The 22,559-nt window shown below is 70.5% G+C and carries 20 protein-coding genes; 8 read left to right on the forward strand and 12 right to left on the reverse strand.

The features are described from left to right. The first annotated feature begins 20 nt into the window (after positions 1-20). From GZ64_RS0103500 to GZ64_RS0103520, 5 genes are read left to right on the forward strand one after another with little or no spacing between them, the layout of a single operon-like run. Positions 21-1,226 (forward strand): hypothetical protein, encoded by a 1,206-nt coding sequence (locus GZ64_RS0103500; protein WP_029265135.1) that lies wholly within the window; start codon positions 21-23, stop codon positions 1,224-1,226. Then, positions 1,223-3,019 (forward strand): prolyl oligopeptidase family serine peptidase, encoded by a 1,797-nt coding sequence (locus tag GZ64_RS0103505; RefSeq protein WP_029265136.1) that lies wholly within the window; start codon positions 1,223-1,225, stop codon positions 3,017-3,019. Before GZ64_RS0103500 ends, GZ64_RS0103505 begins: the two co-directional genes overlap by 4 nt. Next, positions 3,016-4,164: a FecCD family ABC transporter permease gene (locus tag GZ64_RS0103510; protein WP_029265138.1), complete on the forward strand. Its 1,149-nt coding sequence runs from the start codon at positions 3,016-3,018 to the stop codon at positions 4,162-4,164. Before GZ64_RS0103505 ends, GZ64_RS0103510 begins: the two co-directional genes overlap by 4 nt. After that, positions 4,161-4,940 carry an ABC transporter ATP-binding protein gene (locus GZ64_RS0103515; protein WP_029265139.1) on the forward strand — a complete coding sequence of 260 codons (780 nt, stop codon included), beginning with the start codon at positions 4,161-4,163 and terminating at the stop codon, positions 4,938-4,940. Before GZ64_RS0103510 ends, GZ64_RS0103515 begins: the two co-directional genes overlap by 4 nt. A 54-nt stretch (positions 4,941-4,994) precedes the next feature. Beyond that, positions 4,995-6,011, forward strand: coding sequence for an ABC transporter substrate-binding protein (locus tag GZ64_RS0103520; RefSeq protein ID WP_029265140.1), 1,017 nt, complete (start codon positions 4,995-4,997; stop codon positions 6,009-6,011). A 67-nt stretch (positions 6,012-6,078) separates the two neighbouring features. Here GZ64_RS0103520 and GZ64_RS0103525 read toward each other — a convergent pair whose 3' ends face one another. The 5 genes from GZ64_RS0103525 to GZ64_RS0103545 form a co-directional block, all read right to left on the reverse strand. Continuing rightward, positions 6,079-6,468 (reverse strand): VOC family protein, encoded by a 390-nt coding sequence (locus GZ64_RS0103525; RefSeq protein ID WP_029260102.1) that lies wholly within the window; start codon positions 6,466-6,468, stop codon positions 6,079-6,081. 75 nt (positions 6,469-6,543) lie between these two features. Further along, positions 6,544-7,602, reverse strand: coding sequence for an acyltransferase family protein (locus GZ64_RS0103530; RefSeq protein ID WP_051667829.1), 1,059 nt, complete (start codon positions 7,600-7,602; stop codon positions 6,544-6,546). Continuing rightward, positions 7,599-8,549, reverse strand: a complete 951-nt coding sequence (locus GZ64_RS0103535; protein ID WP_029265143.1) for a D-alanine--D-alanine ligase family protein — start codon at positions 8,547-8,549, stop codon at positions 7,599-7,601. Before GZ64_RS0103535 ends, GZ64_RS0103530 begins: the two co-directional genes overlap by 4 nt. After that, the gene (gene alr, locus GZ64_RS0103540; protein ID WP_029265144.1) at positions 8,546-9,670 is read right to left on the reverse strand and encodes an alanine racemase; all 1,125 of its coding nucleotides are present in this window, start codon (positions 9,668-9,670) and stop codon (positions 8,546-8,548) included. Before alr ends, GZ64_RS0103535 begins: the two co-directional genes overlap by 4 nt. Beyond that, a complete protein-coding gene (locus tag GZ64_RS0103545; RefSeq protein WP_029265146.1) occupies positions 9,667-10,335 on the reverse strand; it encodes a M15 family metallopeptidase in 669 nt (222 codons plus the stop codon). Before GZ64_RS0103545 ends, alr begins: the two co-directional genes overlap by 4 nt. 87 nt (positions 10,336-10,422) lie before the next feature. Here GZ64_RS0103545 and GZ64_RS0103550 point away from each other — a divergent pair, with 87 nt between their 5' ends. Both GZ64_RS0103550 and GZ64_RS0103555 read left to right on the forward strand, forming a co-directional pair. Next, positions 10,423-11,094, forward strand: a complete 672-nt coding sequence (locus GZ64_RS0103550) for a response regulator transcription factor (protein WP_021198371.1) — start codon at positions 10,423-10,425, stop codon at positions 11,092-11,094. Positions 11,095-11,104: 10 nt separating this feature from the next. Continuing rightward, the gene (locus tag GZ64_RS0103555) at positions 11,105-12,187 is read left to right on the forward strand and encodes a sensor histidine kinase (RefSeq protein ID WP_029260107.1); all 1,083 of its coding nucleotides are present in this window, start codon (positions 11,105-11,107) and stop codon (positions 12,185-12,187) included. Between the two features lie 265 nt (positions 12,188-12,452). On the opposite strand, the gene GZ64_RS0103560 is transcribed toward GZ64_RS0103555, so the two are convergent. Next, complete coding sequence (locus tag GZ64_RS0103560) at positions 12,453-13,109, reverse strand: FMN-dependent NADH-azoreductase (protein ID WP_029265148.1); 657 nt, start codon at positions 13,107-13,109, stop codon at positions 12,453-12,455. Positions 13,110-13,185: 76 nt separating this feature from the next. Between GZ64_RS0103560 and GZ64_RS0103565 the strand changes: the two genes are divergently transcribed. Next, a complete protein-coding gene (locus tag GZ64_RS0103565) occupies positions 13,186-13,524 on the forward strand; it encodes a winged helix-turn-helix transcriptional regulator (RefSeq protein WP_021198374.1) in 339 nt (112 codons plus the stop codon). Positions 13,525-13,635: 111 nt separating this feature from the next. On the opposite strand, the gene GZ64_RS0103570 is transcribed toward GZ64_RS0103565, so the two are convergent. The 6 genes from GZ64_RS0103570 to GZ64_RS19375 form a co-directional block, all read right to left on the reverse strand. Continuing rightward, positions 13,636-15,156: an SDR family NAD(P)-dependent oxidoreductase gene (locus tag GZ64_RS0103570; RefSeq protein ID WP_029265149.1), complete on the reverse strand. Its 1,521-nt coding sequence runs from the start codon at positions 15,154-15,156 to the stop codon at positions 13,636-13,638. Positions 15,157-15,346: 190 nt separating this feature from the next. Next, entirely contained in the window at positions 15,347-16,105 is a 759-nt protein-coding gene (locus GZ64_RS0103575; protein WP_029260110.1) for an SDR family NAD(P)-dependent oxidoreductase, read from the reverse strand. 48 nt (positions 16,106-16,153) lie between these two features. Then, positions 16,154-17,440: an ATP-NAD kinase family protein gene (locus GZ64_RS18935; protein WP_051667830.1), complete on the reverse strand. Its 1,287-nt coding sequence runs from the start codon at positions 17,438-17,440 to the stop codon at positions 16,154-16,156. Continuing rightward, positions 17,437-19,020, reverse strand: a complete 1,584-nt coding sequence (gene gcvPB, locus GZ64_RS0103585) for an aminomethyl-transferring glycine dehydrogenase subunit GcvPB (protein WP_029265152.1) — start codon at positions 19,018-19,020, stop codon at positions 17,437-17,439. Before gcvPB ends, GZ64_RS18935 begins: the two co-directional genes overlap by 4 nt. Beyond that, positions 19,017-20,396 (reverse strand): aminomethyl-transferring glycine dehydrogenase subunit GcvPA, encoded by a 1,380-nt coding sequence (gene gcvPA / locus GZ64_RS0103590; RefSeq protein ID WP_029265153.1) that lies wholly within the window; start codon positions 20,394-20,396, stop codon positions 19,017-19,019. Before gcvPA ends, gcvPB begins: the two co-directional genes overlap by 4 nt. Beyond that, a complete protein-coding gene (locus tag GZ64_RS19375) occupies positions 20,393-22,492 on the reverse strand; it encodes a beta-galactosidase (RefSeq protein WP_029265154.1) in 2,100 nt (699 codons plus the stop codon). The genes gcvPA and GZ64_RS19375 overlap by 4 nt, the downstream gene beginning before the upstream one ends. Positions 22,493-22,559 lie beyond the last annotated feature (67 nt).

The raw sequence follows: 22,559 nt of genomic DNA on the forward strand, positions 1-22,559 counted from the left end.
TATCTACTAGGATCGCTGACATGTCCTCCTCCATCCCCCTCCTCGCCGCTGATCACCGGGCCGGAGTCGTCTACGAGATCCATGACGGTTCCCGGCGTGTCGCCGTCGCCGACAGCTGGCTCGCCGAGCATGCGGGCTTCCTGCGGCTTCCCGCCGGATCATCCGGCCGCTGGGCGTTCGCGGACGACCGCGGCGGTGCGCTGGTCATCGCAGACGCGGACTCCGTACGACGCGTCCCGATCGCCATCCCGGCGGAGCATCTGGCCTGCGATCCGAGCGGACGCCACGTGGTCGTCACCTCCGGTCTGGGCATGAACGAGGAAGCCTGGACCGACCTGGTGTCCGTCGTCGATCTCGCGACCGACTCCTCCGTGCGCTTCCGCGTGCGCACCGGCGAGCCCGGCGTCGTGGTCGCCCCGGATCAGGCCACGGGAGAGCCGATGATCGTGCTCCGCCATCGCGAACCCGGAGCCGTCGAGGCGCTGCCCCTCGCGACGGCGCTCGAGGTCGGAGCGCACGCACCGGTCCTGCGCGGGCACGTCATCGACGACCTCGCTGCAGACGGACACGGCGACGTGGTGGACCCCGCTTCCGGCATCATCGGCATCGCGACGAGCCGCGGTCTGGAGCGCTTCATCGTCGACGGTGGAGTTCCCCGCGCCATCGGCATCGTCCCGTGGCCCGTCGCAGGACGCGCGTACTACCTGCGCCTCGCGGGCGACACCGGGCGCGCCACCGGCATCGTCCGCGGAGGACCGGCCTCTCCCGGATCGTGGGCGGAGTGGACCAACACCTTCGTCGATATCGACCTCGCGTCGGGAGCCTCCCGCACCGTGCCGCTGCCGCCGGGGCTCGCCTTCCGTTTCGCCCTCGCCACGGGCGTCGCAGCCGTCTCCGTCATCCATCCCGACGGGGATGTCGTGATCGTGATCGATCGGGAGGACGCGCGCATCGCGCGGATCACCCCGATCCCGGCGATGACGCACCCGCCCCGCGCAGGACGATTGCCGTGGGACGGCGTCGACGGCCGCCCCGCACAGCGCCGGTCCATCGCGATCGACCCCGGCACCGGAACGATCGCCGTCACCAGCGGCGGAGACGGCACGATCCACCTCGTCGACGACAGCGGCATCTCGACCATCGAGCTCCCCACCCCACTCGACGAGGGCGGGCACCTGCTGTGGGCCGGTGCCGACCACCGCATCGACGATCTGGTCGGCCGATGAGCGCTCGCCGATCCGTGCTCGATGACGCCCTCGCACGTGCGGAACGTCACGGTCGACCGGGTCTTCCCGTCGGGGGATTCATCCTGGGTCGGGCCGACGGTCGCTCTCGTCGCGGTATCCACCGCCTCGACGGCACGACCGTGATCGAGCCCGACGGGCACCTCCATCGGATCTTCCCGTCGCCCGACCGTCGGCGCATCGCCGTCGAGTGGGCGCCCACCGCCGACGAGAACGCCGTCCTCGGCATCGTCGATGCCCACGGAGGCACCCTGCAGCTGCACCCCGACATCCGTCTGCGCTACGACACCGTGCTCTGGGCACCCGACTCGCGCAGCCTCGACGTCGTCGCGAGCCGCGACCGGATGCTCGTGACCCTGGACCTGCAGACCGGCGAGCAGCGGGCGGCCGCTCTCGAGGCCGATGCACGACTGCGACTGTTCCCCGGCGGGGAGAGCGGCTTGCGCGCCCTCAGCTCGGGTTCGCGAGGCACGACGCTGACCGACCGGGGCACCGGAGCATCGCTGGGTCGCTGGCCGGCGCTCCTGCGGGCCTCCCCTCTCGGCACCGGCGTGCTGGTGTGGCACGACCGCGGGCTCGATGCCGTGCCGAACGTCGGTGCCGGAAAAGACGCCGCCGGAAAAGACGATGCCGGAAAAGACGCCGCCGGAAAAGACGATGCACTCTGGCGCTGGCACGATCCCGACGCGCTGATCGTCGATGTCGCGGTGCATGATGACCGCGTCGTCGTCCTCGCCGTCGCCGACGGGCGCAGCGTGCTCATCGACCTGGTCGACGGTGTCGAGGTCGCGCGCATCGAGGCCGCGTCGAGCTCCTCCGATGCGCTCACCACCACGATGATCGGCGTCGACGACGGCGTGCTGCGTCTCGGCGTCGAGGGCCCGCTCACTCCCCCTCGCCTCCTGCAGCGCGAGCGCCGGGGGACCGTGGTGGTGCCGGCCGCTGCCGTGCGGCCCCTCGGCACGACCGTCCGCCACGACATCCGCGCCGACGACGGCGTGATCCTGACCGTCCACGTGACCTCTCCCCCGGGAACGGAGGGTCCGCTGCCGCTGATCCTGACCTGCTACGGCGGGTTCGGCGTGCCGCACCTTCCACTCTTCGAGCCGACTGTGCCCGCCTGGGTCGAATGCGGCGGAGCGTACGCCGTCGCGCAGCTCCGCGGTGGTGGCGAGCGCGGAGCTGCGTGGCGCGAGGGGGGCCGCGGCAGGAGCAAGCACCGCACGATCGCCGACCTCGCCGACATCGCGCGCGGACTCATCGAGGCCGGGATCACGCGACCCGACCTCCTCGTCCTCGCCGGGGCCTCTCTGGGCGGGGTCGTCGCAGCCGGGTGTGCGATCGCGCACCCGGAGCTGTGCGCGGGATTCGTCACCACCGCCGCTCCCCTCGATCTGCTCCACCTGGACGATCATCCGCTCGGTGCACGCTGGCGAGCGGAGTTCGGCGATGACGGCACCCGCGAATCGCGCGCTCACCTCCGGGCCCTGTCTCCGCTGGCGCAGGCCGAAGCCCTTCCGGCCGGTGCCCGGATCCCCTCCTATCTCGGCGTCGTACTCGGTGAGGACACCCGAGTGCGCGCTCGCGACACGCACCGGATGGTCGAGGCGCTACGACGAGCTGGCGGGTCCGCCCGGCTCTGGACGGCTTCGGGGGCAGGACACGGTGCGAACGAGTCCGCCGCTCTGCACGAGCTGGGACTCACCGTGCTGGACTTCGCGGCCGAATACACGACCGAATACACGACCGAATCCACGATGGGACGTGCCCGATGAGCGAATCCACCGGAGCCCTCACCGGGACGGACACACGGCGCACCCCCGTTCGGCGCATCCCGCGCCTTCGTCGGCGCACCGGCGGCCGCGTCGGCTTCCGGCGGATGCTGCCCGTCGGCCCGACCGTGACGACGATCACGGTGCTCGCTGTGCTCGTCCTCATGCTCTCGGCCGCCACCGGACCCGTCACGGTCTCGCCCCTCGATGCCGCGAAGATCGTGATCGGCCATCTGGCCCCCGGCATGCCCTGGATGTCCGACGGCACCCTCACGCCGTTGCAGGATCAGGCCGTGTGGCAGTTCCGGGTGCCGCGGTCGCTCCTCGCCGCGCTCTCGGGCGCAGGTCTCGCTCTCGCCGGGGCGATGATGCAGGCGGTCGTGCGCAACCCGCTCGCCGAGCCCTACATCCTCGGCGTCTCCTCCGGCGCGAGTGTCGGCGCCGTGCTGGTGATCGTGTCGGGCGGCGCGACGTTCCTCGGGCTCTCGATGAGCGGGGCGGCGTTCGTGGGCGCGATGGTCGCCTGCATCCTCGTGGCCATGCTCGCGCGCATCCGCGGAGAGCTGTCTCCGACCCGCATGATCCTCGCCGGCGTCGCACTGGGCGCTCTGTTGAGCGCGGTGACCAGCTACCTCACGCTCACCACCGATGCCCAGAACGTCGTCAGCGTGATGTTTTTCCTGCTCGGCAGCGTGTCGGCCGCCGACATGTCGTCGCTGCTGATCCCCGCGGTCGCACTCGCCGTCGCCTGCATCGCGGTCTTCGGGCTCTCGCGGTCGATGAACGCGCTGCTCGCCGGTGACGAGTCCGCGATGGCGGTCGGCGTACGAACGACCCGGCTGCGTGGGCTGCTGCTCGTGCTCGCCTCGCTCCTGACCGGTGCGATCGTGGCCGTGAGCGGCGGCATCGGCTTCGTCGGCCTCGTCGTGCCGCACATGGCGAGACTCCTGGTCGGGTCGGATCATCGTCGGATGCTGCCGATCACGGTCCTCGGCGGCGCGCTGTTCCTCATGGTCGCCGACCTGCTGGCCCGTACGGTCGCGATGCCGACCGAGATCCCCCTCGGAATCCTCACCGCGTTCGTCGGTGCCCCCTTCTTCCTGTGGTTGATGCGCAGTGGCGGCGAGCGCGCGGGGTTCGACCGATGAGCGTGCTGTTCGACGGCGTGAGCGTCGCACGCGGCGGTCGCACCGTGCTGCACGGCATCGACCTCGAGGTCGGCACCGGGCGCATCGTGGGACTGCTCGGCCCCAATGGCAGCGGCAAGTCCACGCTCCTGCGCGCGCTCTTCACGGGTCAGCGTCCGCACACCGGGCGCGTCCTGATCGACGGCGCCGACGTGTCGCAGCCGGCCCCGCGCGCCCTCGCCCGCACGGTGTCGGTCATGCTGCAGGACTCCCCTTCCGAGTTCGACCTGACCGTGCGGGAGACCGTGCTCGTGGGCCGTTCGCCGCATCGTCCGCCCTTCAGCCGGGACACCGCGGAGGATCAGCGCATCGTGGACGAGGCTCTGCGCACCGCCGACGTGCACGACCTCGGCGACCGCCTGGTCCGTTCGCTCTCGGGCGGTCAGCGCCAGCGGGTGATGCTCGCCCGCGCTCTCGCGCAGAGCGGCGAGATCCTCGTGCTGGACGAACCGACCAACCACCTCGACATCGCGCACCAGCTCGACCTGATGCGCGTCGTGAGCGGACTCGGCACGACCGTGATCGCGGCCCTGCACGACCTCAACATCGCCGCGGCGTTCTGCGACGAGGTCGCCGTGCTCGACGAGGGCCGACTCGTGGCCTTCGGTCCGCCCGACACGGTGCTCACCCCGGCGCTCGTCGATGAGGTCTTCCACGTCACCGCCCGCATCGCCGTCGAGGTCGACACCGGGGCACGCGCGATGACCTTCCATCCCCGAGAGCCCGTCGGCCGCTGATCCCCCGGCATCCGAACTCATACCCCCACCCCGCACCAACGAAGGAGAACACGAATGACACCCCGTACCCGAACCACCCGTCTGCTGGCCGCCGTCACCGTCGGCCTGGGCGCGATCGCCCTCACCGCATGCGGCGGTGGGGTCTCGAACGGAACGGCACCCGCCGCCTCCGGTGAGGCGGTGACGATCGAGAACTGCGGCCGCACGGTCGAGATCCCGTCCACGCCCACCGCCGTCGTCGGGCTGCACCCGTCGCAGACCGAGCTGCTGCTGCGTCTCGGCCTCGCCGATGCGCTCGTCGGCCAGGCCCAGGCCACGACCCAGAAGCTGGCCTCCGACGTCGCGGACCTCGCCGCCGAGGTGCCGGTCATCGGCGGTGACGCCCCTCCGAGCCGAGAAGAGCTCCTCGCCGTCGAACCCGACTTCGTCTACTCGCCCACGACGTACGAGTTCACTGCCGAGCAGGGATTCGCCAGCATCGAGCAGCTGGCGGAAGCCGGGGTCGCCGCGTACACCGCGACGGGCGGCTGCTTCGACCGCCGTATGGAGGGCACGGTCGACGACCTCTTCACCGACCTCGAGAACCTCGGCGCGATCTTCCACGTGGAAGACGAGGCGGACGACCTGATCGCGTCGTCGCAGGCCGAGCTCGCCACCGTGGACACCGCGATCGAGGGACAGGATCGCCCCCGCGTCGCGCAGGTCTTCATCGAGGGGACCACCCTCACCGCCATCGGCGCCGGCATCGAGTACGACATCCTGCAGCGCGCCGGTGCCGACAACGTCTTCACGCCGGAAGACCCCGCGTTCGCCGACTTCTTCGCCGCCGAGATCACCCCGGAATCCCTCGCCGCCGAAGCACCCGACGCGCTCGTCTTCGCGGTGTCCGACCCCGCTCACGAGGCGGCGGTCCGCTCCTACCTCGCCGCGACCTTCCCCGACATGCCCGCCGTGCGCGACGGCCGCCTGATCGCGGTGCCCTCGACCGATCTGTTCCCCGGCACGCTCGGCAACGTCTCGGCGGTCCGGCTGATCGCCGAGGGTCTCTACCCCGACGCCGTCTTCGGCTGAGCCGCGTCGGTAGGCACTGCGCCCCGGGGACCTCGGTCTCCGGGGCGCAGACCCTCCGGGCTCGCTGTCAGGCCTGCATCACCGCGAGCACGTTGCCCGCGGGATCGCGGAACCACGCGATGTCCGGACCCCGACCGTTGCCGCGCACGATGCCGCGTTCGTCGGACGGGAATTCCTCATCGCTGTAGATCTTGGTCTGCACGCCCCGGGCGATGAGCTCATCCACAGCGGCGTCGACATCGGCCACCGGGAAGTTCAGGATCGTGAAGCTCGCCGGGGTGTGGTTCGGCTTCGAGTAGACGAGGATCGATCCGCCGCTCGGCAGCCGCAGGTCGAGGAAACCCATCGCATTGCGCTCGACGTCGAGCCCGAGCGCCGTGCCGTAGAACTCCTCCGCCGCGTCGATGTCGTCGACGCTGAATCCGCTGAATGCGTTGTCCGCTGTGAAGGCCGCCATGCTTCCAGCATCCGCCGTCCTCCGCCGATTGTCGAGGCCTTCCTCGAACGCCTTCATCGAGCCCCTTCATCGGCGTCATCCCTCTCCCCCGCGAGGCACCAGCCGTGCCGTGAAGCGGTCGGTCACCCGCAGCGGATCGAACAGCGCCCCGAGCCCGAAGCGCACGAGCAGCGCATGCACACCCAGGCAGATCCCGATCACGATCGCGGTGAGAAGGATGGGGGCGACGGCCTCGACCACGTCCGTCGTCCGCCCGCGCGTCGAGCGCAGGACCGCATCGATGAGGGCGAGGGGCATCATGTGCAGCACGTAGATCGGCAGGGTGCGCTGTCCGATCCAGCGCAGGGGCCGCGCGACCACGTCGACGTGGCGGTCCAGGAGCACGCTGAGCGACACCCCGAACGCCACCGCGATCAGGGCGAGCGCGGGCCACACGCCCGGCAGCAGGCGGATGGCCAGGCCCGCCACGACGGCCAGCGCCGCGACGTACACGGCGGCGAGCGCGACGGTGCTCCACACCCTGACGCTCTTCGCGAACCGTTCGACGACCGCGCGCAGCCGCAGCCCCATGAGGAAGAAGAACAGATTCTGCACCAGCTGCCACAGGTTGCCGAGGTCGGGGATGACCCCGGCCCCGGCGACCGCCGCGATCACGAAGGCGACCGGCAGCACCACGACCGCCGGGATGCGGCGACTCAGTCGACCGATCGCCAGGTACACCGCGAGCGCGAGCAGATACCAGAGGTTCGTCGGGCTGATGGTCAGCTGCGCGAGCAGCTCCCACCCGCTGGTCGCCCGAGCCGTGTCGAAGTCGGGAGCCAGAGCGAGCACGAACGTCTGGATGACGACCCAGACGATGTAGAGCATCGTCAGCCGTGCCGCGCGCCGCCGCCAGGAACTGCCGTCGTCGACGAGCACCGCGCGTGCGGCGAACATCCCGGAGACCAGGAAGAACAGCGGTATCCGCAACGGCAGCAGCTGGGCGTTCAGCGTCGCCCAGGCGTCGGTGACCGGCCCCGCACCCGGGGCCTCGATCGCGTGCTTGGTCACGACGTGCCAGAGCACCACCAGGATGATGCAGATGCCCTTCGCGATATCGGGCCATCCGACGCGTGGCGCGGGAGCCGCCGTCACGACGCCGCGCGCACGAGCCGTGCCACCAGGTCGACGTAGGTCACCCCCGCCGCGGCGAACATCCGCGGCACCTGCGATGCCGCGGTCAGCCCCGGCATCGTGTTGACCTCGTTCAGCACCGGACCGCGGTCGGTCAGGAAGAAGTCCATCCTCGCCACGCCCTCGCATCCGAGGGCATCGAACACGGCGATCGCCGCCCGCTTGAGTGCCGACACCTCACCGGCGTCGAGCTGCGCCGGAACCGTGAACCGCGCGCTGCCGTCGTACTTGGTGGCCGTGTCGAACAATCCCGTCGCGTGGATCTCGAGGGGCGGAGCGGCCCAGCGGATGCCGCCCTTCTCACGCAGCACCGCCACGTCGATCTCACGCCCCCGCACGACCTCTTCGACCAGGATCCGGCGGTCGAAGCGCGCGGCCTCGTGCAGCGCGGCGAGCAGATCCTCCTCCCGCGTCACGAGACCCACACCGTGGCTGGATCCGGACGACACCGGCTTCACCACGACCTCGCCCTCGAACTCCACGTCTCCGATGTCGTCGGCCGAGACCAGGCGACCGCGTGCGGTGCCCAGCCCGACGGCATCAGCCACCAGCTTCGTCGTCCACTTGTCCATGCCGATGGCTCCGGCGCGCAGGCCCGAGCCGACCACACGTACGCCAGCGAGCGCGCACAGCGCCGCGAGGGCACCATCCTCGCCCGGGGCACCGTGCACCGCGGGGAAGACCACGTCGGTCCGCGTGAGCAGCGGAAGGGCGAGGGCGAGCGACTCGGCGGCCGAGCCCCCGTGCGGGCGGCCCTCGACGCGCCAGATCCCGTCACGGTCGATCGTCACGCACGTGACCTCGTGATCGCCCATCCGCAGGGCGGCGGCGACCGCGGCTGCCGATGCCAGCGACACCTCGTGCTCGGCGTTCTGCCCCCCGCCGATGACCAGCACCTTCGTCGTCATGCGACACTCCTCTGCACTCGCGGCCCGATTCCGGTGACGATCGTGTGCGGGATGGTTCCCGCCCACCGCGCCCACTCCTGCACCGACGGCACGGCTCCCCCTTCGGGTCCGAACACGGTTGCGATCGTGCCCCGGGGGAACCGCACGGCGCCGGTGTCGATCACGATCTGATCCATGGACACCCTCCCGACGAGCGGATACCTCACCCCGTCGATCTCCACGCCGGCGCCCGCTTCCCGTTCCCGCGGGATGCCGTCGGCGTACCCGACGCCGACGACGGCCAGGTGCGTCTCCCGATCGGTCACCGCCCCGCCTCCGTAACCGACCGCGGTTCCTTCCGGCACGCGCACGCTGTGCACGACCGGTGCCGTCCAGCGCGCGGCCCCCACCAGCGCGGTCGTCTCCGACGGGTCGATGCCGACGAGTCCCGCCCCGATCCGCACCATGCCGAAATGGGTCGCCGGGTCGGTCAGCGCTCCGGACGTCGCGGCGAGATGCACGAGTACGGGGCCGAGTCCTGCGCGCAGCACGGCGTCGCGCCCCTGTCGCATCCGGAGCACCGCTGCCGCGTTCGCCGCCGGGTCGGCCTCATCGGCGCGCGGCAGGTGCCCCATGACCCCCGTGATCTCGACCCTGCCCCGCCCGGTACGCGCCAGCCGGAACAGCTCGGACCAGTCGTCGAGAGGGCACCCTCCCCGCGCCATGCCGGTGTCGAGATGCAGGTGCACGCGTACCGGATCCCCGGCATCGGCGATCAGTTGACGCAGCTCTTCGACCGAACCGACGGCGATGTCGATGCGGTGCTCCGCGGCGACGTCCGCGTCGACACCTGACGGGTTCAACCAGGAGAGGATCGGCACATCGAGCCCGGCATCGCGGAGCGCGACCGCCTCGGCGACATCGGTCACCCCCAGCCATCCGGCTCCGGCGGCGACCGCGGCCCTGGCCACGACCACGGCCCCGTGCCCATAGCCGTGGGCCTTCACCACGGCCATGATCGGCGCGGCGGTCACGGCCTGCACACGGCGCAGGTTCTCGGCGACGGCACCGGGAAGGGTGTGGAGCGTCGGCGCGTGCAGACGCGAGTAGGTGGTGCGCTCGGTGGCGAGAAGGGTGGTCATCGCTTCGTCCTCGGGTCGGCGGTCGGGTCGGCGAGCATCTCGGGGCATCCGTCGTCGACGGCGTCGGGGCGCAGCTCGTAGTGCCACGACTCGTTCGCGTAGATCTGGCAGAGGCCGTAGCGCGAGCCGCGCTGGGCGAGCCAGTCGAGCGCCGCCCACGGTCCGAGGTCGACCGCATCGCCCGTCACGTGCTCCGAGGTCTCGGGGGTGGCCACCCAGCGGCGCGCCTCTTCTTCTGATCCGTACTGGACGATGGCATCCTGCAGCATCCACTCCTGCAACGCGGGAGAACGCCATCCGCTGTTCACACGGATGGTCACCCCGTCGGCCTCGGCGTCGGAAGCGGCGTGCTGCAGCGCCGCGAGCAGAGCGGGGTCGAGGTTGCCGACGGCGACCCTGTCGACCTCGAAGACCGTGGGCTTGTCATCGTCGAGGATCACACCGTCGGCCTCGGTCGGGGCGACCACCGAGCCGGCGGATCCCCCGGTCGGAACGGGCGTCGGGGCGGGCGAGGGGATCGTGTGCGCCGCATCGGCGAATGCCGCGGATAGCGACTGCTGCACCGCGAACGCGAGGATCACGGCCGCGGCGATCGCGATCAGCGTGACGACGACACGGCGACGGCGACGCACTCGCGGTGGATGGGGGATGGTGCGGGTGTTCATGCTCCCAGTGAAGAAGGGGGCCGGTTGCCGGGGCGTATGCGCTTTTGCATATGCTCGCGATATGCCGCACTGCGTAGGATCGCAGCCATGCGTGTACTGATCGTCGAGGACGAGCCCTACCTCGCCGAGGCGGTACGTGACGGACTGCGGCTGGAGGCGATCGCCGCCGACATCGCCGGCGACGGCGACACCGCGCTCGAACTGCTGAGCATCAACTCCTACGACCTCGCCGTGCTCGACCGCGACGTTCCCGGCCCTTCCGGCGACGACATCGCCCGGTGGATCGTGGCCTCCGGCAGCGGCATCCCGATCCTGATGCTGACCGCCGCCGACCGCCTCGATGACAAGGCGACCGGCTTCGAGATCGGCGCGGACGACTATCTCACGAAGCCGTTCGAGCTGCGCGAACTCGTCCTGCGCCTGCGCGCCCTCGACCGTCGCCGTCAGCGCAGCCGGCCGCCCGTGCTCGAGGTCGCGGGGCTGCGCCTCGACCCCTTCCGTCGCGAGGTGTACCGCGACGACCGCTACGTCGCTCTGACGCGCAAGCAGTTCGCGGTGCTGGAAGTGCTGGTCGACGCCGATGGCGGAGTGGTCAGCGCCGAGGAGCTGCTGGAGCGCGCCTGGGACGAGAATGCCGACCCGTTCACCAACGCGGTGCGCATCACGGTGTCGTCGCTGCGCAAGCGCCTGGGCGAGCCGTGGCTGATCTTGACGGTGCCCGGCGTCGGGTACCGGATCGGGACGGACGCCGATGCGTAGACGCCGCGGGATGAGCGCCCGCCTCAAGCTCACCCTCAGCTATGCGGGGATCGTGCTGGTGTCGGGACTCCTGCTTCTCGCCGCCGTGGCTCTGTATCTGCTGCGGTACGTGCCGGACGTGCAGATCCCCTACTTCGAGGTCCGCGTGCCGAACCGCTCCGACCTGATCCGGGCGTTCGTGCCGGTCGCCTCCACCGTCATGGTCGTGCTGCTCGCCCTGGGCCTGGGGGGCGGATGGCTGCTCGCCGGACGGATGCTGGCGCCGCTGGAGCGCATCGGCGACGCGGCGCGGCTCGCCGCGCAGGGATCGCTCTCCCATCGGATCGCTCTCCCCGGCCCCCGCGACGAGTTCCGCGACCTCGCCGACGTCTTCGACTCGATGCTCGAACAGCTCGAGGCGCACGTCGCGGAACAGCAGCGATTCGCCGCCAACGCCTCGCACGAACTGCGCACACCTCTCGCGATCTCGCAGACGCTGCTCGAGGTCGCGCACGACGACCCGGAGCGCGACGTCGACGAGCTGATCTCACGCCTGCAACAGGTCAACACCCGCGCGATCGACCTCACCGAGGCACTGCTGCTGCTCAGCCGGGCGGACCGACGAACGTTCACCCGCGAGATCGTCGATCTGTCGCTCCTCGCGGAGGGAGCAGTCGAGGCGCTGGTGCCCCTCGCGGATCGTCGCGGTGTCGCCGTGGAGGTGGGCGGCGTACCGGCACCGGTGCTCGGCTCCGCCGCCCTCCTGCCGCAGCTGGTGACGAACCTCGTGCTCAACGCGATCGTGCACAACCTGCCGTCCGGCGGAGCCGTCGCCGTGCGCACCCACTCGATGCCCCATGCGGTCGCGCTGGTCGTCGAGAACACCGGCGAGGTGCTCCCCGCCCACCGCGTGGCGACGCTCGTCGAGCCATTCCAGCGCGGAGCCGAGCGCACCCGCAGCGACGATCATGCCGGAGCGGGGCTCGGCCTCGCGATCGTCGACCGCATCACCCAGGCGCACGGCGGCACTCTGGTGCTCACCCCGCGCACGGACGGCGGCCTGATCGTGACGGTGTGGCTCCCGCATCCCTACCCGGTGGAGCCTCCCGCCTGACCGCACGCCGGTCGGTCGTGGTTCACGCCCTCCCGTTCACGTCCCGGGTCCGGTGCCCCTCGGGTCCACCCCGGTTCACGTCCCCTCGGCCGAGGCCCTCACGTCCGCCCGGTTCAGATGTCGGAGGATTTCACGGATGTCGGGCCGGTAGGCGGTCTCCCGCCCTACATCCGTGCATCCTTCCGACGGGTGAACCGAACGCCCGACCAAATACCCGAACCAGATACCCGACGCGACGCCGAAGACGAACCGGATGCCGCTCGACTCAGGCCACGCGGGGGTCGCGCGTCGCGGCGAGCTCTCGGCCGTAGGTGCGAGCGTCGGCCTCGGCGTTCTCCTTGAGCTCGCGCGCCGTGTCGGCGAAGGCGTCGAGGGCCGGGTTCACGCCGACCAGGGTGAACGGACGCTGCACGACGCGCAGGTCGAGGCCCCAGACGTCTTCGAGCACGCGGCGCAGCCACCCGGTCGAGTGGTCCCAGCCCTCCTTGGGCGAGCCGGCCGCGTAGTTGCCGCCGAGGACCGTGACCAGCGTGGCGGGCTTGCCGTTCAGCGCAGTGCCGGTCGGGTCGATGCGCGCGTCGGTGTAGGCCAGGTCGAACCAGGTCTTGAAGTGCTGCGAGACGCCGTAGTTGTACAGCGGCACCGCGAACAGGAGCGCGTCGGCGCCGATCAGCTCATCGGCGAACTGCGAGGCGAGAGCGCGGGCATCGTTCTGCGCGGGAGTGCGCTGGGCCGCGTCGACGAAGCCGCCGGTCACGGCATCCGCCCAGGCGGTCGCGGGCACCGGGTCGCTCGCCAGGTCGCGGCGGGTGACCGTGGAGTCGGGGTGGGACGCGGTCCACTCGGCCTCGACGAGGTCGGCGAGCGCTCGGCTGGCGGACGACGCGGGAAGGATGCTGGCATCCAGGCGGAACAGGGACATGGGCCTACCTCTCGTTTTCGTAGTCGCTAGGTTTTTCTTAGCGGCAGTGATTAACGTAGCACGATAGGATGAGGGCATGGCCGAGGTCGACGAAGAGCGTCAGGTGTGCGACGTTGCCGTCACACTCGCCTTCAGCGTGCTCGGAAAGCGGTGGAACGGCATGATCGTGTCGTCGCTCGGCGGGGGTCCATCGACCTTCGTCGCTCTGCGTCGGGCCGTCGCCGGAATCAGCGACACCGTGCTCTCCGACCGCCTCGCCGAACTCGCCGAGGCCGGACTCGTGGCCCGCACGGTCGACGCCGGCCCGCCTGTGACCGTGTCGTACGCACTCACGCCCGCAGGGGAAGGACTCCTGCCGATCCTGAACCAACTCGGGCAGTGGGCCTCGGCGAATCTCGCCGCGCGCGCCCACTAAGACGTTTCATCCGTCTGCCACCCGCATGACCGATCAACGGATGCATGCGAACACACCGAGTAACCCTCATGCATCCGGGGTCTCCTCATGCAGGTGGAAGCCCCACACCCGTCACCAGGGGCTGGGCTCGTAGTCCTTCAGGAACACGCCGTGGATGTCTTCGCCGGCCTCGCCGCGCACGATCGGGTCGTACACGCGGGCGGCGCCGTCGACCAGATCGAGCGGGGCATGGAAGCCCTCCTCGGCGAGGCGCACCTTCGTGTAGTGCGGACGCTCGTCGGTGATCCAGCCGGTGTCGACGGCGGTCATCAGGATGCCGTCCTTCTCGAGCATCTCGCCCGCGCTCGTGCGTGTGAGCATGTTGAGAGCAGCCTTGGCCATGTTCGTGTGGGGGTGGCCGGGGCCCTTGTAGCGGCGTGAGAACTGGCCCTCCATGGCCGAGACGTTCACGACGTACTTGCGGTGCGCATCGGACGCGGCCATCGAGGTGCGCAGACGGCTGATCAGCAGGAACGGCGCGGTCGTGTTGGCGAGCTGCACCTCGAGCATCTCGAGCGGATCGACCTGCTCGATCGACTGCACCCAGCTGTTGACGCGGTTCACGTCGGGCACGAGCCCGCCGGCGTCGATCGCTGTGCCGTCGGCGTGCTTCTCGAGCGAGGAGGATCCGGGGGCCATCGCGAGTCGGGCGAGGTCTTCGGCGGTGAGCGCCTGGCCACCCTGCTCGGCGACCGTGCCACCCAGGGCCGCGACCGAGAGGAGCGGATGCGCGTCGACCGAAGCCTGCAACGCCTGCGGGTGCGGGTCGGCCGTGTGCCCGAAGGTCTCCATCTCGGGCAGGGGTCCGTCGGGGAGGGGCTGCAGCTCGGCATCCGCCAGCAGCGAGTACGCCCCCGGCGAGCGGCGCACTGTCTGCGCGGCGTTGTTGATGAGGATGTCGAGCGGCCCCTGCGCGGCGACGGAGTCGGCGAGGCCGATCACCTGGGCGGGATCGCGCAGGTCGATGCCGACCACCCGCAGGCGGTGCAGCCAGTCCGCCGAGTCGGGCAGGGCCGAGAAGCGCCGCACGGCATCGCGCGGGAAGCGGGTCGTGATCGTGGTGTGCGCGCCGTCACGCAACAGCCGCAGCGCGATGTGCATGCCGATCTTGGCGCGGCCGCCCGTGAGCAGGGCGCGCTTGCCGGTGAGGTCGGTGCGGGCGTTGCGCTTGCCGTGGCTGAAGCGGGCGCAGTCCGGGCAGAGCTGGTGGTAGAACGCGTCGACCACGGTGTACGGCTGCTTGCAGATGTAGCAGTTGCGCGGCTTCAGCAGTTCGCCCGCGATCGGGGCGTCGACCACGCTCGTGGCGAGGTCATGGCCGCGGGTCTCGTCGTCGATGCGGTCGGGGGCACCCGTGGCGGTGCGGGCCACCACGGCTTTGTCGGCCTCGGCGATCGCGTCACGGATCTGCTTGCGGCGCACCCGCTTCACGTCTTTGAACATCGCCGCGGTGGCCTGGCGTACCGCGATGAAGTCGGGGTGCTCGTTGTCGATCCGGTGCAGCTCGCGCAGCACGCGCAGCGTGGTGGCGAGATCTTCGGGGTCGACGCCCGGTCCGAGGTCGGGTGCAGCGTCGGAGGGGGCGTCGGTCATTGTGCCGATTTTACGCGAGTGTCCTGGGCATCCGCCCCTCGCCCTCGCCCTCGCCCTCGCCCTCGCCCTCGCCCCCGGTGCCGAGTGCACGGCATGTCGCCGAGCGCACGGCGTATCAACGCCGAAGAGCCGTGCGCTCGGCGAGATCCCGTGCTCTCGACGCACACACGTCCCCCGTGGCGACACCTCGCTAGGCGATGCCCCCGCCGTCGACGACGAGCGCCGAGCCCGTGACGTACGAGGAGTCATCGCTCGCGAGCCACACCACGGCCTGAGCGACCTCGTTCGGCTCACCCATGCGGCGCAGCGGACGATCGGCGGCTTCGGCGAGGAACGCCTTGGTGTCCTGCGCCAGCTGCCGGGCCTCGTCACGCAGCATCCCGGTGTTCACGTCACCGGGGTTGACCGAGTTCACGCGGATGCCGGCGGGGCCGTGGTCGATCGCGAGCGCGCGGGTCATGTTCACGACCGCGCCCTTCGACGCACAGTACGAGATGGCCTGGCCGCCGCCCTTGAGGCCCCAGCCCGATCCGGTGTTGATGATCGAGCCTCCACCCGCCGCCTCCATGACCGGAACGACGTGCTTGCACATCAGGAAGATCGAGCGCACGTTCACGCCGAAGACGCGGTCCCACTCCTCGACGGTCGTCTCGACCGCAGTGGTGCGACGGATGATCCCGGCGTTGTTGAAGACGACGTCCACGCCGCCGAGTTCGGCGAGGGAGGTCGCGATCACCCGCTCGATGTCGGGCTCGCTCGCGACGTCGGCGGCGATCGCGACGGCCGTGCCGCCGGTCGCGCGGATCTCCTCCGCTACGGCTTCGGCCGCATCCGCGTTCAGGTCGACGACGGCGACGGCCGCGCCCTCGGCGGCGAGCGCGAGCGACGTGGCGCGACCGATGCCGCCGGCGCCGCCGGTGACGATGGCCTTCTTGTTCTCGAGACGCATGGGGTGTCCTTTCGGGTTCGTTCAGACTGGGGGTCAGACAGGAGATGGTCAGACGGAGATCAGTTCGGGCGCATTCACGGCGTAGAGGCTGCGGGTGCCGACGCCGGTGATGATGCGGACGTGCCCGGCGAGTCTCGCATCGAGTTCCGGGTCGCCGGTGTCGACGAGGAGCGGGCGTCCGTGCAGGTCGATGAGCTTCTGCTCGGGGGCGACGACGAGGAGCGGGTCGTCGCCGAGGGCGCGCAGCACAGACGCCGAGAGCTGTTGATTGCCGCGCCCGAGCAGGAATCCCTGCCCGCCGATCACGGTGACGACAGCCTGCGCGGGGCCCTGGGCGATCTGGTCGAGCAGCTCCTGCTCACTCGCCCCGCGGACGAGGATGGCACCGTCGAGAACGACGTCGACGCCGAGTGGCGATCCTTCGACGCCGAGCTGCCGGGTGATCTCGGCGATCGTGCCTCCGGGGCCGAGGAGATAACGCACGCCCGGTCGCATGCGGGAGACGGCCCCGCGAGCCGCGGCCTCGACCGCGGCCGCTTCGGTGACCGGCGTCGGCGCCTTGCGCGCCTGCGTGCGGCCCGAACGATGCGGTACCCGGAGCATTCCATACAGCGTGGGGTCGACGCGAGCACGCCGCATCGCGGCCTCGTCGATGTCCAGCACCTCGCGCTCCTCGGTCGGGAGGCCCTCGTGGTCGACCCAGTCCGCGGCGATCGATCCCGCCGCCCGCGGACTGACCGCGAACACGGACGAGTACATCTTCACTCCTGCCGGAACTCCGAGGACCGCCGGCAGACCGAGCCGCGGCGTACGCGTGCCCGATCCGCCCTGACCGTGCACCTGTCGGGAGTTTTCGGCCTCGAACGCAGATCCGTCGTCGCCTCTCCCGCCATCCACCCTTTCACCCCACGGATGCCCCACGGCACCGAGCCCCGAGACCGCGTCGCGCAGGGTGCCGTCGCCACCCACGACGAGAATCAGATCTGCCCCTGCCGCGGCCAACGCTGCGACCGCACGCGACGTATCCGCCGCCTCCGTCACCCCCGCCGCCTCAGGCGATCCCGCCGAGCCCGCATCACGCGCGCCCACCCCGACGACGCGCGACACGAGTCCCGCTGCACGCACCGCGTCGGCCCCCATCGCACCGGCGACGGTCGCGACCACGAGTCCCGGATGCCGTTCGGCGAGCGTCGTCAGGGCGAGGACCGCCCGCTCCTGGGCGCGCGAGCGGGCACCACGCGCAAGGGCGCTGCGCTGCACGTCCGCACCGTCGGAGCCGGCGAGGCCCGCGGGCCCGCCGACACCGGCGACAGGATTGACGACGACTCCGATCATGACGCGACAGACTCCGCGGGGAAGTACTTCCGCTGGTACGCGCGCCAGGTGATCGCCCACCGCTCCGGGTCGTCCAGATCGTCATGGTGCGTGTGGTGCACGGTCTGGTTGTGCGGGGCGGTGCGCACCACCTCGGGGTTCTCCCGCGCCTCACGTGCTACCTCGGCGAGGGTCGCCGCGTACTCGTCGAGCTCCGCCATGGAGTACGACTCGGTGGGCTCGAGCGTGAACGGCTGCGGAACCACGTAGGGGTGGTGGCTCGTCCAGTAGTGCATCCCGAAGTCGGACATGCGCACGCCGATCTCCTCCGACGAGATGCCGGTCTCCTGGTACAGGTCCTCCCACGAGTAGCGCACCTGCTCGATGCGGCGGCGACCGGTGGCGTACGGCGCGGATGCCCCGGGGATCGCGAGCACACGAGCCATCAGATAGTTGTTGTTCAGCACGGCGGTCTCTGCGGCGGCCAGCAGCCCCGGAGCCCCCAGTGCCATGATCCAGGAGTAGGCCTTCACGAGCGCGGGGATGACGCCGAAGAACGGGCCGACCGCGCCGATCGACAGCTCTCCCGCCTCGACCACCCCGAAGGTCCCGTCATCCGCCCGCACCACGCGCGGTCCCGGCAGGAACGGGGCGAGGGCCGCACTCACGGCGTTCGCGCCCGAGCCCGGTCCACCGCTGCCGTGCGGGGTGCCGAAGGTCTTGTGCAGGTTGAAGTGGCACACGTCGAAGCCGGCATCGCGGGCGCGCGTGACACCGAGGATGCCGTTCGCGTTGGCCTGGTCGTACGAGGCGAGGGCTCCGACCGCGTGCGCAGCGTCGACCCACTCCCGGATCGCCGGGTTGTAGATTCCGGTGTCCTCCGGGTTCGTGACCATGATCGCCGCGGTGCGGGGCGACAACGCGGCCGTCAACGCGTCGAGCGACGGATAGCCCTCGGCGTCGGGGTAGACCGTGATGACCTCATAGCCTGCAGCCTTCGCCGCGGCCGCGTTCGAGGGGTGGCTGAAGATCGTGGTGATGACCTCGCGACGCTGCTCGCCTTCGCCGTTCGCCTCATGGAAGGCCCGGATCATGGCGATGTTCGACCAGATCGCCGCCGAGCCGCCCTGGGTGTGCAGCGACACCTCGTCCATGCCGGAGACCTCGGCCAGTACCCGCTCCAGCTGCCAGACGATCTCGAGCACGCCCTGCGCATCGGCCGGATCCTGGTGCGGGTGCATCGCGGTGAGCTGCGGCGTGTTCGCGAGCTGGTCGTTGATCTTCGGGGCGTACTTCATGGTGCAGGTGCCCTGGCCGATATCGACGTTGAAGTCGGCACCGAGGTTCTCCTGCGACAGACGCAGGTAGTGCTTGAGCACCCGCATCTGCCCCATCTCGGGCAGCGCGGGACGAGACGGGCGACGCAGGGAAGCCGGCAGCGCGGCGACCACATCGCCCACCGCCTCGCGCACTCCCGGCTCGACCTGCGACACCAGCACGCCGCGTTCACCGGGTGTGGTCAGCTCGAAGATGATCGGCTCGTCCCAGCGGGCCTGCTGGAATCGGCGGAGCGCCGGCTTGGGCGCGACGGGGAGGCTCACTTCTGCTCCTCTGCGAGTTCGGGGGCGACGACTGCGGCAAGCGCGCCGGCCAGGACGTCGATGTCGGATTGGGAGACCAGTTCGGTGACGCAGACGAGCAGGCGGTGCTCGCCCACGACCACGCCGGGTTCGATGCCCCTGGAGCGGAGCGCCGTGACGACCTCCGCCGCGGGCAGCGGAAGGGTCACCGTGAATTCGCGGAGATGCACGGCGTCGTCATCGAGAGAGACACCGGGAACGGCGGCGAGGGCCTGCTGCGCGTACCGGGTGCGGGCGAGCAGCACCTCGCCGAGTTCGGCCATGCCGGTGGGACCCATCAGTGCGAGGTAGACACCGGCGGCGATGCCCCAGAGGGCCGCGGCCGTGCCGACCCATTCCTTCCCCTCCTCGCGGTGTGCGAACGAGGTGCGGTCGTAGGCCACGTCGCCGAAGCCGTACTCGCCGGGCACGTCGGTGGTGGCGAGCCCGAACAGGCGCGAGGGCATCTCCATCACGAACGCAGGGTCGTCGTGCACGGCGATGAAGCCACCGTGGGCGCCACCGAACCACTGATGCAGGCCGAGGGACTGGATGTCTCCGGTCACGATGTCGGCACCGGAGGCCGAGGGCGGGGTGAGCACCCCGTAGCCGATGGGATCGGTGCCGACCACGAGCACGGCTCCGGCGGCGTGCGCGGCGTCCGCGATCTCCTGCAGCGCCGCCTCCACTGCGCCGGTGGCACTGGGCGTCTCGACCCACACGGCGGCGACATCGTCGCCGAGTGCGGCCCTGATCCCCTCCACGTCCGCCGTGCCGTTCACAGGCGGCACGTGCTCGAGCGTCAGGTGGGCCCGCACGTAGTCGTGCACCTTCGCGAGCTTCGCCGGCAGCACGTCGCTGACGACCAGCACGCGCCCGCGGCCGGTGAGACGCTCCGACATGGTGAGACCGGTCGCCGTCGCCTGGTAACCGTCGTAGACCGGCACGTTCACGACGTCCATCTCCAACAGCTCCGCCATCAGCGACTGGTACTGGAACAGGGCCTGGAAGCGGCCGTGGTCCTCGTAGGGTTCGCCGGCGTAGGCGGTCAGGAACTCGCTGCGGCCGATGACCTCATCCACCACGGCGGGCACGTAGTGGTTGTAGGTGCCCGCGCCGAGGAAGCTCAGTCGTTCCTCGGTCGAGCGATTCCTGGCGAGCAGCCCGCGCACGTGTCGGGCGAGGTCCTGCTCGGCCGCGAACGGTGCCGGCAGGTCGAGCGCCCGGCCGAGTCGCAGCGACTCCGGCACATCGGCGTAGAACTCGTCGACCGAAGAAGCGCCGACGGCCGCGAGCATCGCCGCCCTCGACTCGGGGGCGGTGTTGGGGATGTACGGATGCACGAACGGGGTGGTCATGCGTCCTCCTTCACATCATCAGCGCCCGAAGGCGGGATCAGGGTGGCAAGAGAGAGGGTCTCGGCACGGGGAGCGGCGAGCACCGCCACGCCGAAGCGTTCGAGCTCCAGACGGCCCGCATGACGCACGCCGGTGAGCAGGTCCACGCCCGGCGACGGGATCTCGAACGCGACGGGCGCGCGCCCATGATTCAGGTAGAACGTGTAGTCGGTGGTGTCGTCGGCTCGGGTGACGACCTCGACGTCGACATCCGTCCGCTCGCGAGCAGGAAGGCCCGCGGCGCGCAGCACGTCGCGGAACACCGTGAGCAGACCGTCCGGTTCGAACATCGCGCTGACGTACCAGGCCGACCCTTCCCCCGCCGCGCGACGGGTCACCGCCGGCAGGCCGTCGAGCTCGCCGCTCGCATACGTGGCACGCACCTCGACGTCGTCATCCGCTTCGAGCCATTCGCTCCACGACGGCACCGTCAGGATCTCGCCCGCGAAGTCGATGCTCTCGGTCAACCCGTCGGCGATCGGCCACTGCTCGTCGACCTCGATACCGAGCAGGTCGCGTAGCAGTCCTGGCGCTCCGCCGTCGTGCACCTTCTCGGTGGCATCCACCACTCCCGAGAACGGCCCGACCACGAGGTGCCCTCCGCGCTCGACGAATGATCGCAGCGCGTCGGCCTGCGGCTGCTCCACGATGTAGAGGTTCGGCACCACGACCACGTCGTAGCGGTCGAACGGCCCCGTCGCACGCACCGCATCCACCGGCTGGCCGAGGGTGTACAGCGCCCGGTGCCAGGCACGCGCCTGCTGTGCCCACTGCAACCGCTGCGAGGGCAGCGATTCCGCAGCGCCGGTGCCCCACCACGAGTCCCAGTCCACGACGAGGGCGACGCGCGAGCGTACGCGGGTCCCGCGCACCGGCTCGAGCTTCTTGAGCTCGTTGCCCAGCGCCTTGGTCTCCCGGAAGCTGCGCGAACGCTCGCCTCTGTGGCCGAGCATCGAGGAGTGGAACTTCTCCTGGCCGTACTTCGCCTGGCGCCACTGGAAGAACATCACGGCGTCGGAACCGTGGGCGACGGCCTGCAGGCTCTCGACGCGGATCTTGCCAGGGGCCTTGGGCACGTTCACGTCGCGCCAGCTCGTGGCGCTCGCGGACGACTCCAGCAGCAGCCACGGCTGTCCGTCCTTGAGCGAACGCATCAGTCCGTAGTTGAGCGCGGCGCCGACGTGCGAGGTCGGGTCGGCCGGCTCGGGGTAGGCGTCATCGGTCACGACGTCTTCGACGGCGGCGAAGTCCCAGTAGTTCAGATCGCGGAACATGCTCATGAAGTTCGTGGTCACCGCGATGTCGGGCGTGACCTCGCGCAGCACGTCGATCTCCACCTGGAACAGCTCCAGCAGCGCATCCGACGAGAAGCGCTCGAAGTCGAGCAGCTTGGTGGGGTTGACCGGGCCCGGAGCCTTCTTCGGCGTCTCGATGTGCTCCCACGAGGTGTAGCGCTGACCCCATACGTTCACGCCCCAGGCCTCGTTCAGCCCGTCGAGATCGCCGTAGCGGTCCCGCAGCCAGCGGCGGAAGTGACGGGCCGACTCGGGGCACCAGCAGCGCGAGGTGTGGTCGCCGTATTCGTTCGAGATGTGCCACATCGCGAGTCCCGGGTGCTCGCCGTAGCGCTCGGCCATGGCCCTGGCCATGCGGGCGACGTTCTCGCGCCAGATCGGAGATGAGGGGCAGTAGGTCTGGCGGGATCCGAACTCGAGCCGGTGGCCGTCCGCGTCCCACGGCGCCATCTCGGGGTGCGCGCGCAGCAGCCACGACGGCGGGGTCGCGGTGGCGGTGGCGAGGTCGATCGCGATGCCCGCTTCCCACAGCAGGTCGATGATGCGGTCGAGCCAGGCCCAGTCGAAGATGCCGGGCTCCGGCTCCAGCTGGGGCCAGCTGAAGATCGGCAGGCTCACCATGTTCACGCCGGCTTCACGCATCAGACGGATGTCTTCGTGCCAGGTCGCTTCCGACCACTGGTCGGGGTTGTAGTCGCCGCCGTAGGCGAGGGCGTCGAGGCGGACGCGTCGGGTGGGCTGGTCGCCACCGGGTGCGGGCACGAAGTCTCCTCTCTGAGTCATCACCGGCTGATCCCGACCGGGCACTGGTGCAAATCCGGGATCGGCT

The sequence above is a fragment of the Microbacterium sp. Cr-K32 genome (assembly GCF_000708345.1).
Lineage (GTDB): Bacteria > Actinomycetota > Actinomycetes > Actinomycetales > Microbacteriaceae > Microbacterium > Microbacterium maritypicum_A.

What these genes read in the sequence shown, in the direction of transcription:
- GZ64_RS0103500 (WP_029265135.1), top strand. Translation starts at nt 21, where the DNA reads ATGTCCTCCTCCATCCCCCTCCTCGCCGCTGATCACCGGGCCGGAGTC.
- GZ64_RS0103505 (WP_029265136.1), top strand. Translation starts at nt 1,223, where the DNA reads ATGAGCGCTCGCCGATCCGTGCTCGATGACGCCCTCGCACGTGCGGAA.
- GZ64_RS0103510 (WP_029265138.1), top strand. Translation starts at nt 3,016, where the DNA reads ATGAGCGAATCCACCGGAGCCCTCACCGGGACGGACACACGGCGCACC.
- GZ64_RS0103515 (WP_029265139.1), top strand. Translation starts at nt 4,161, where the DNA reads ATGAGCGTGCTGTTCGACGGCGTGAGCGTCGCACGCGGCGGTCGCACC.
- GZ64_RS0103520 (WP_029265140.1), top strand. Translation starts at nt 4,995, where the DNA reads ATGACACCCCGTACCCGAACCACCCGTCTGCTGGCCGCCGTCACCGTC.
- GZ64_RS0103525 (WP_029260102.1), bottom strand. Translation starts at nt 6,468, where the DNA reads ATGGCGGCCTTCACAGCGGACAACGCATTCAGCGGATTCAGCGTCGAC.
- GZ64_RS0103535 (WP_029265143.1), bottom strand. Translation starts at nt 8,549, where the DNA reads ATGACGACGAAGGTGCTGGTCATCGGCGGGGGGCAGAACGCCGAGCAC.
- alr (WP_029265144.1), bottom strand. Translation starts at nt 9,670, where the DNA reads ATGACCACCCTTCTCGCCACCGAGCGCACCACCTACTCGCGTCTGCAC.
- GZ64_RS0103545 (WP_029265146.1), bottom strand. Translation starts at nt 10,335, where the DNA reads ATGAACACCCGCACCATCCCCCATCCACCGCGAGTGCGTCGCCGTCGC.
- GZ64_RS0103550 (WP_021198371.1), top strand. Translation starts at nt 10,423, where the DNA reads ATGCGTGTACTGATCGTCGAGGACGAGCCCTACCTCGCCGAGGCGGTA.
- GZ64_RS0103555 (WP_029260107.1), top strand. Translation starts at nt 11,105, where the DNA reads ATGAGCGCCCGCCTCAAGCTCACCCTCAGCTATGCGGGGATCGTGCTG.
- GZ64_RS0103560 (WP_029265148.1), bottom strand. Translation starts at nt 13,109, where the DNA reads ATGTCCCTGTTCCGCCTGGATGCCAGCATCCTTCCCGCGTCGTCCGCC.
- GZ64_RS0103565 (WP_021198374.1), top strand. Translation starts at nt 13,186, where the DNA reads ATGGCCGAGGTCGACGAAGAGCGTCAGGTGTGCGACGTTGCCGTCACA.
- GZ64_RS0103570 (WP_029265149.1), bottom strand. Translation starts at nt 15,156, where the DNA reads ATGACCGACGCCCCCTCCGACGCTGCACCCGACCTCGGACCGGGCGTC.
- GZ64_RS0103575 (WP_029260110.1), bottom strand. Translation starts at nt 16,105, where the DNA reads ATGCGTCTCGAGAACAAGAAGGCCATCGTCACCGGCGGCGCCGGCGGC.
- GZ64_RS18935 (WP_051667830.1), bottom strand. Translation starts at nt 17,440, where the DNA reads ATGATCGGAGTCGTCGTCAATCCTGTCGCCGGTGTCGGCGGGCCCGCG.
- gcvPA (WP_029265153.1), bottom strand. Translation starts at nt 20,396, where the DNA reads ATGACCACCCCGTTCGTGCATCCGTACATCCCCAACACCGCCCCCGAG.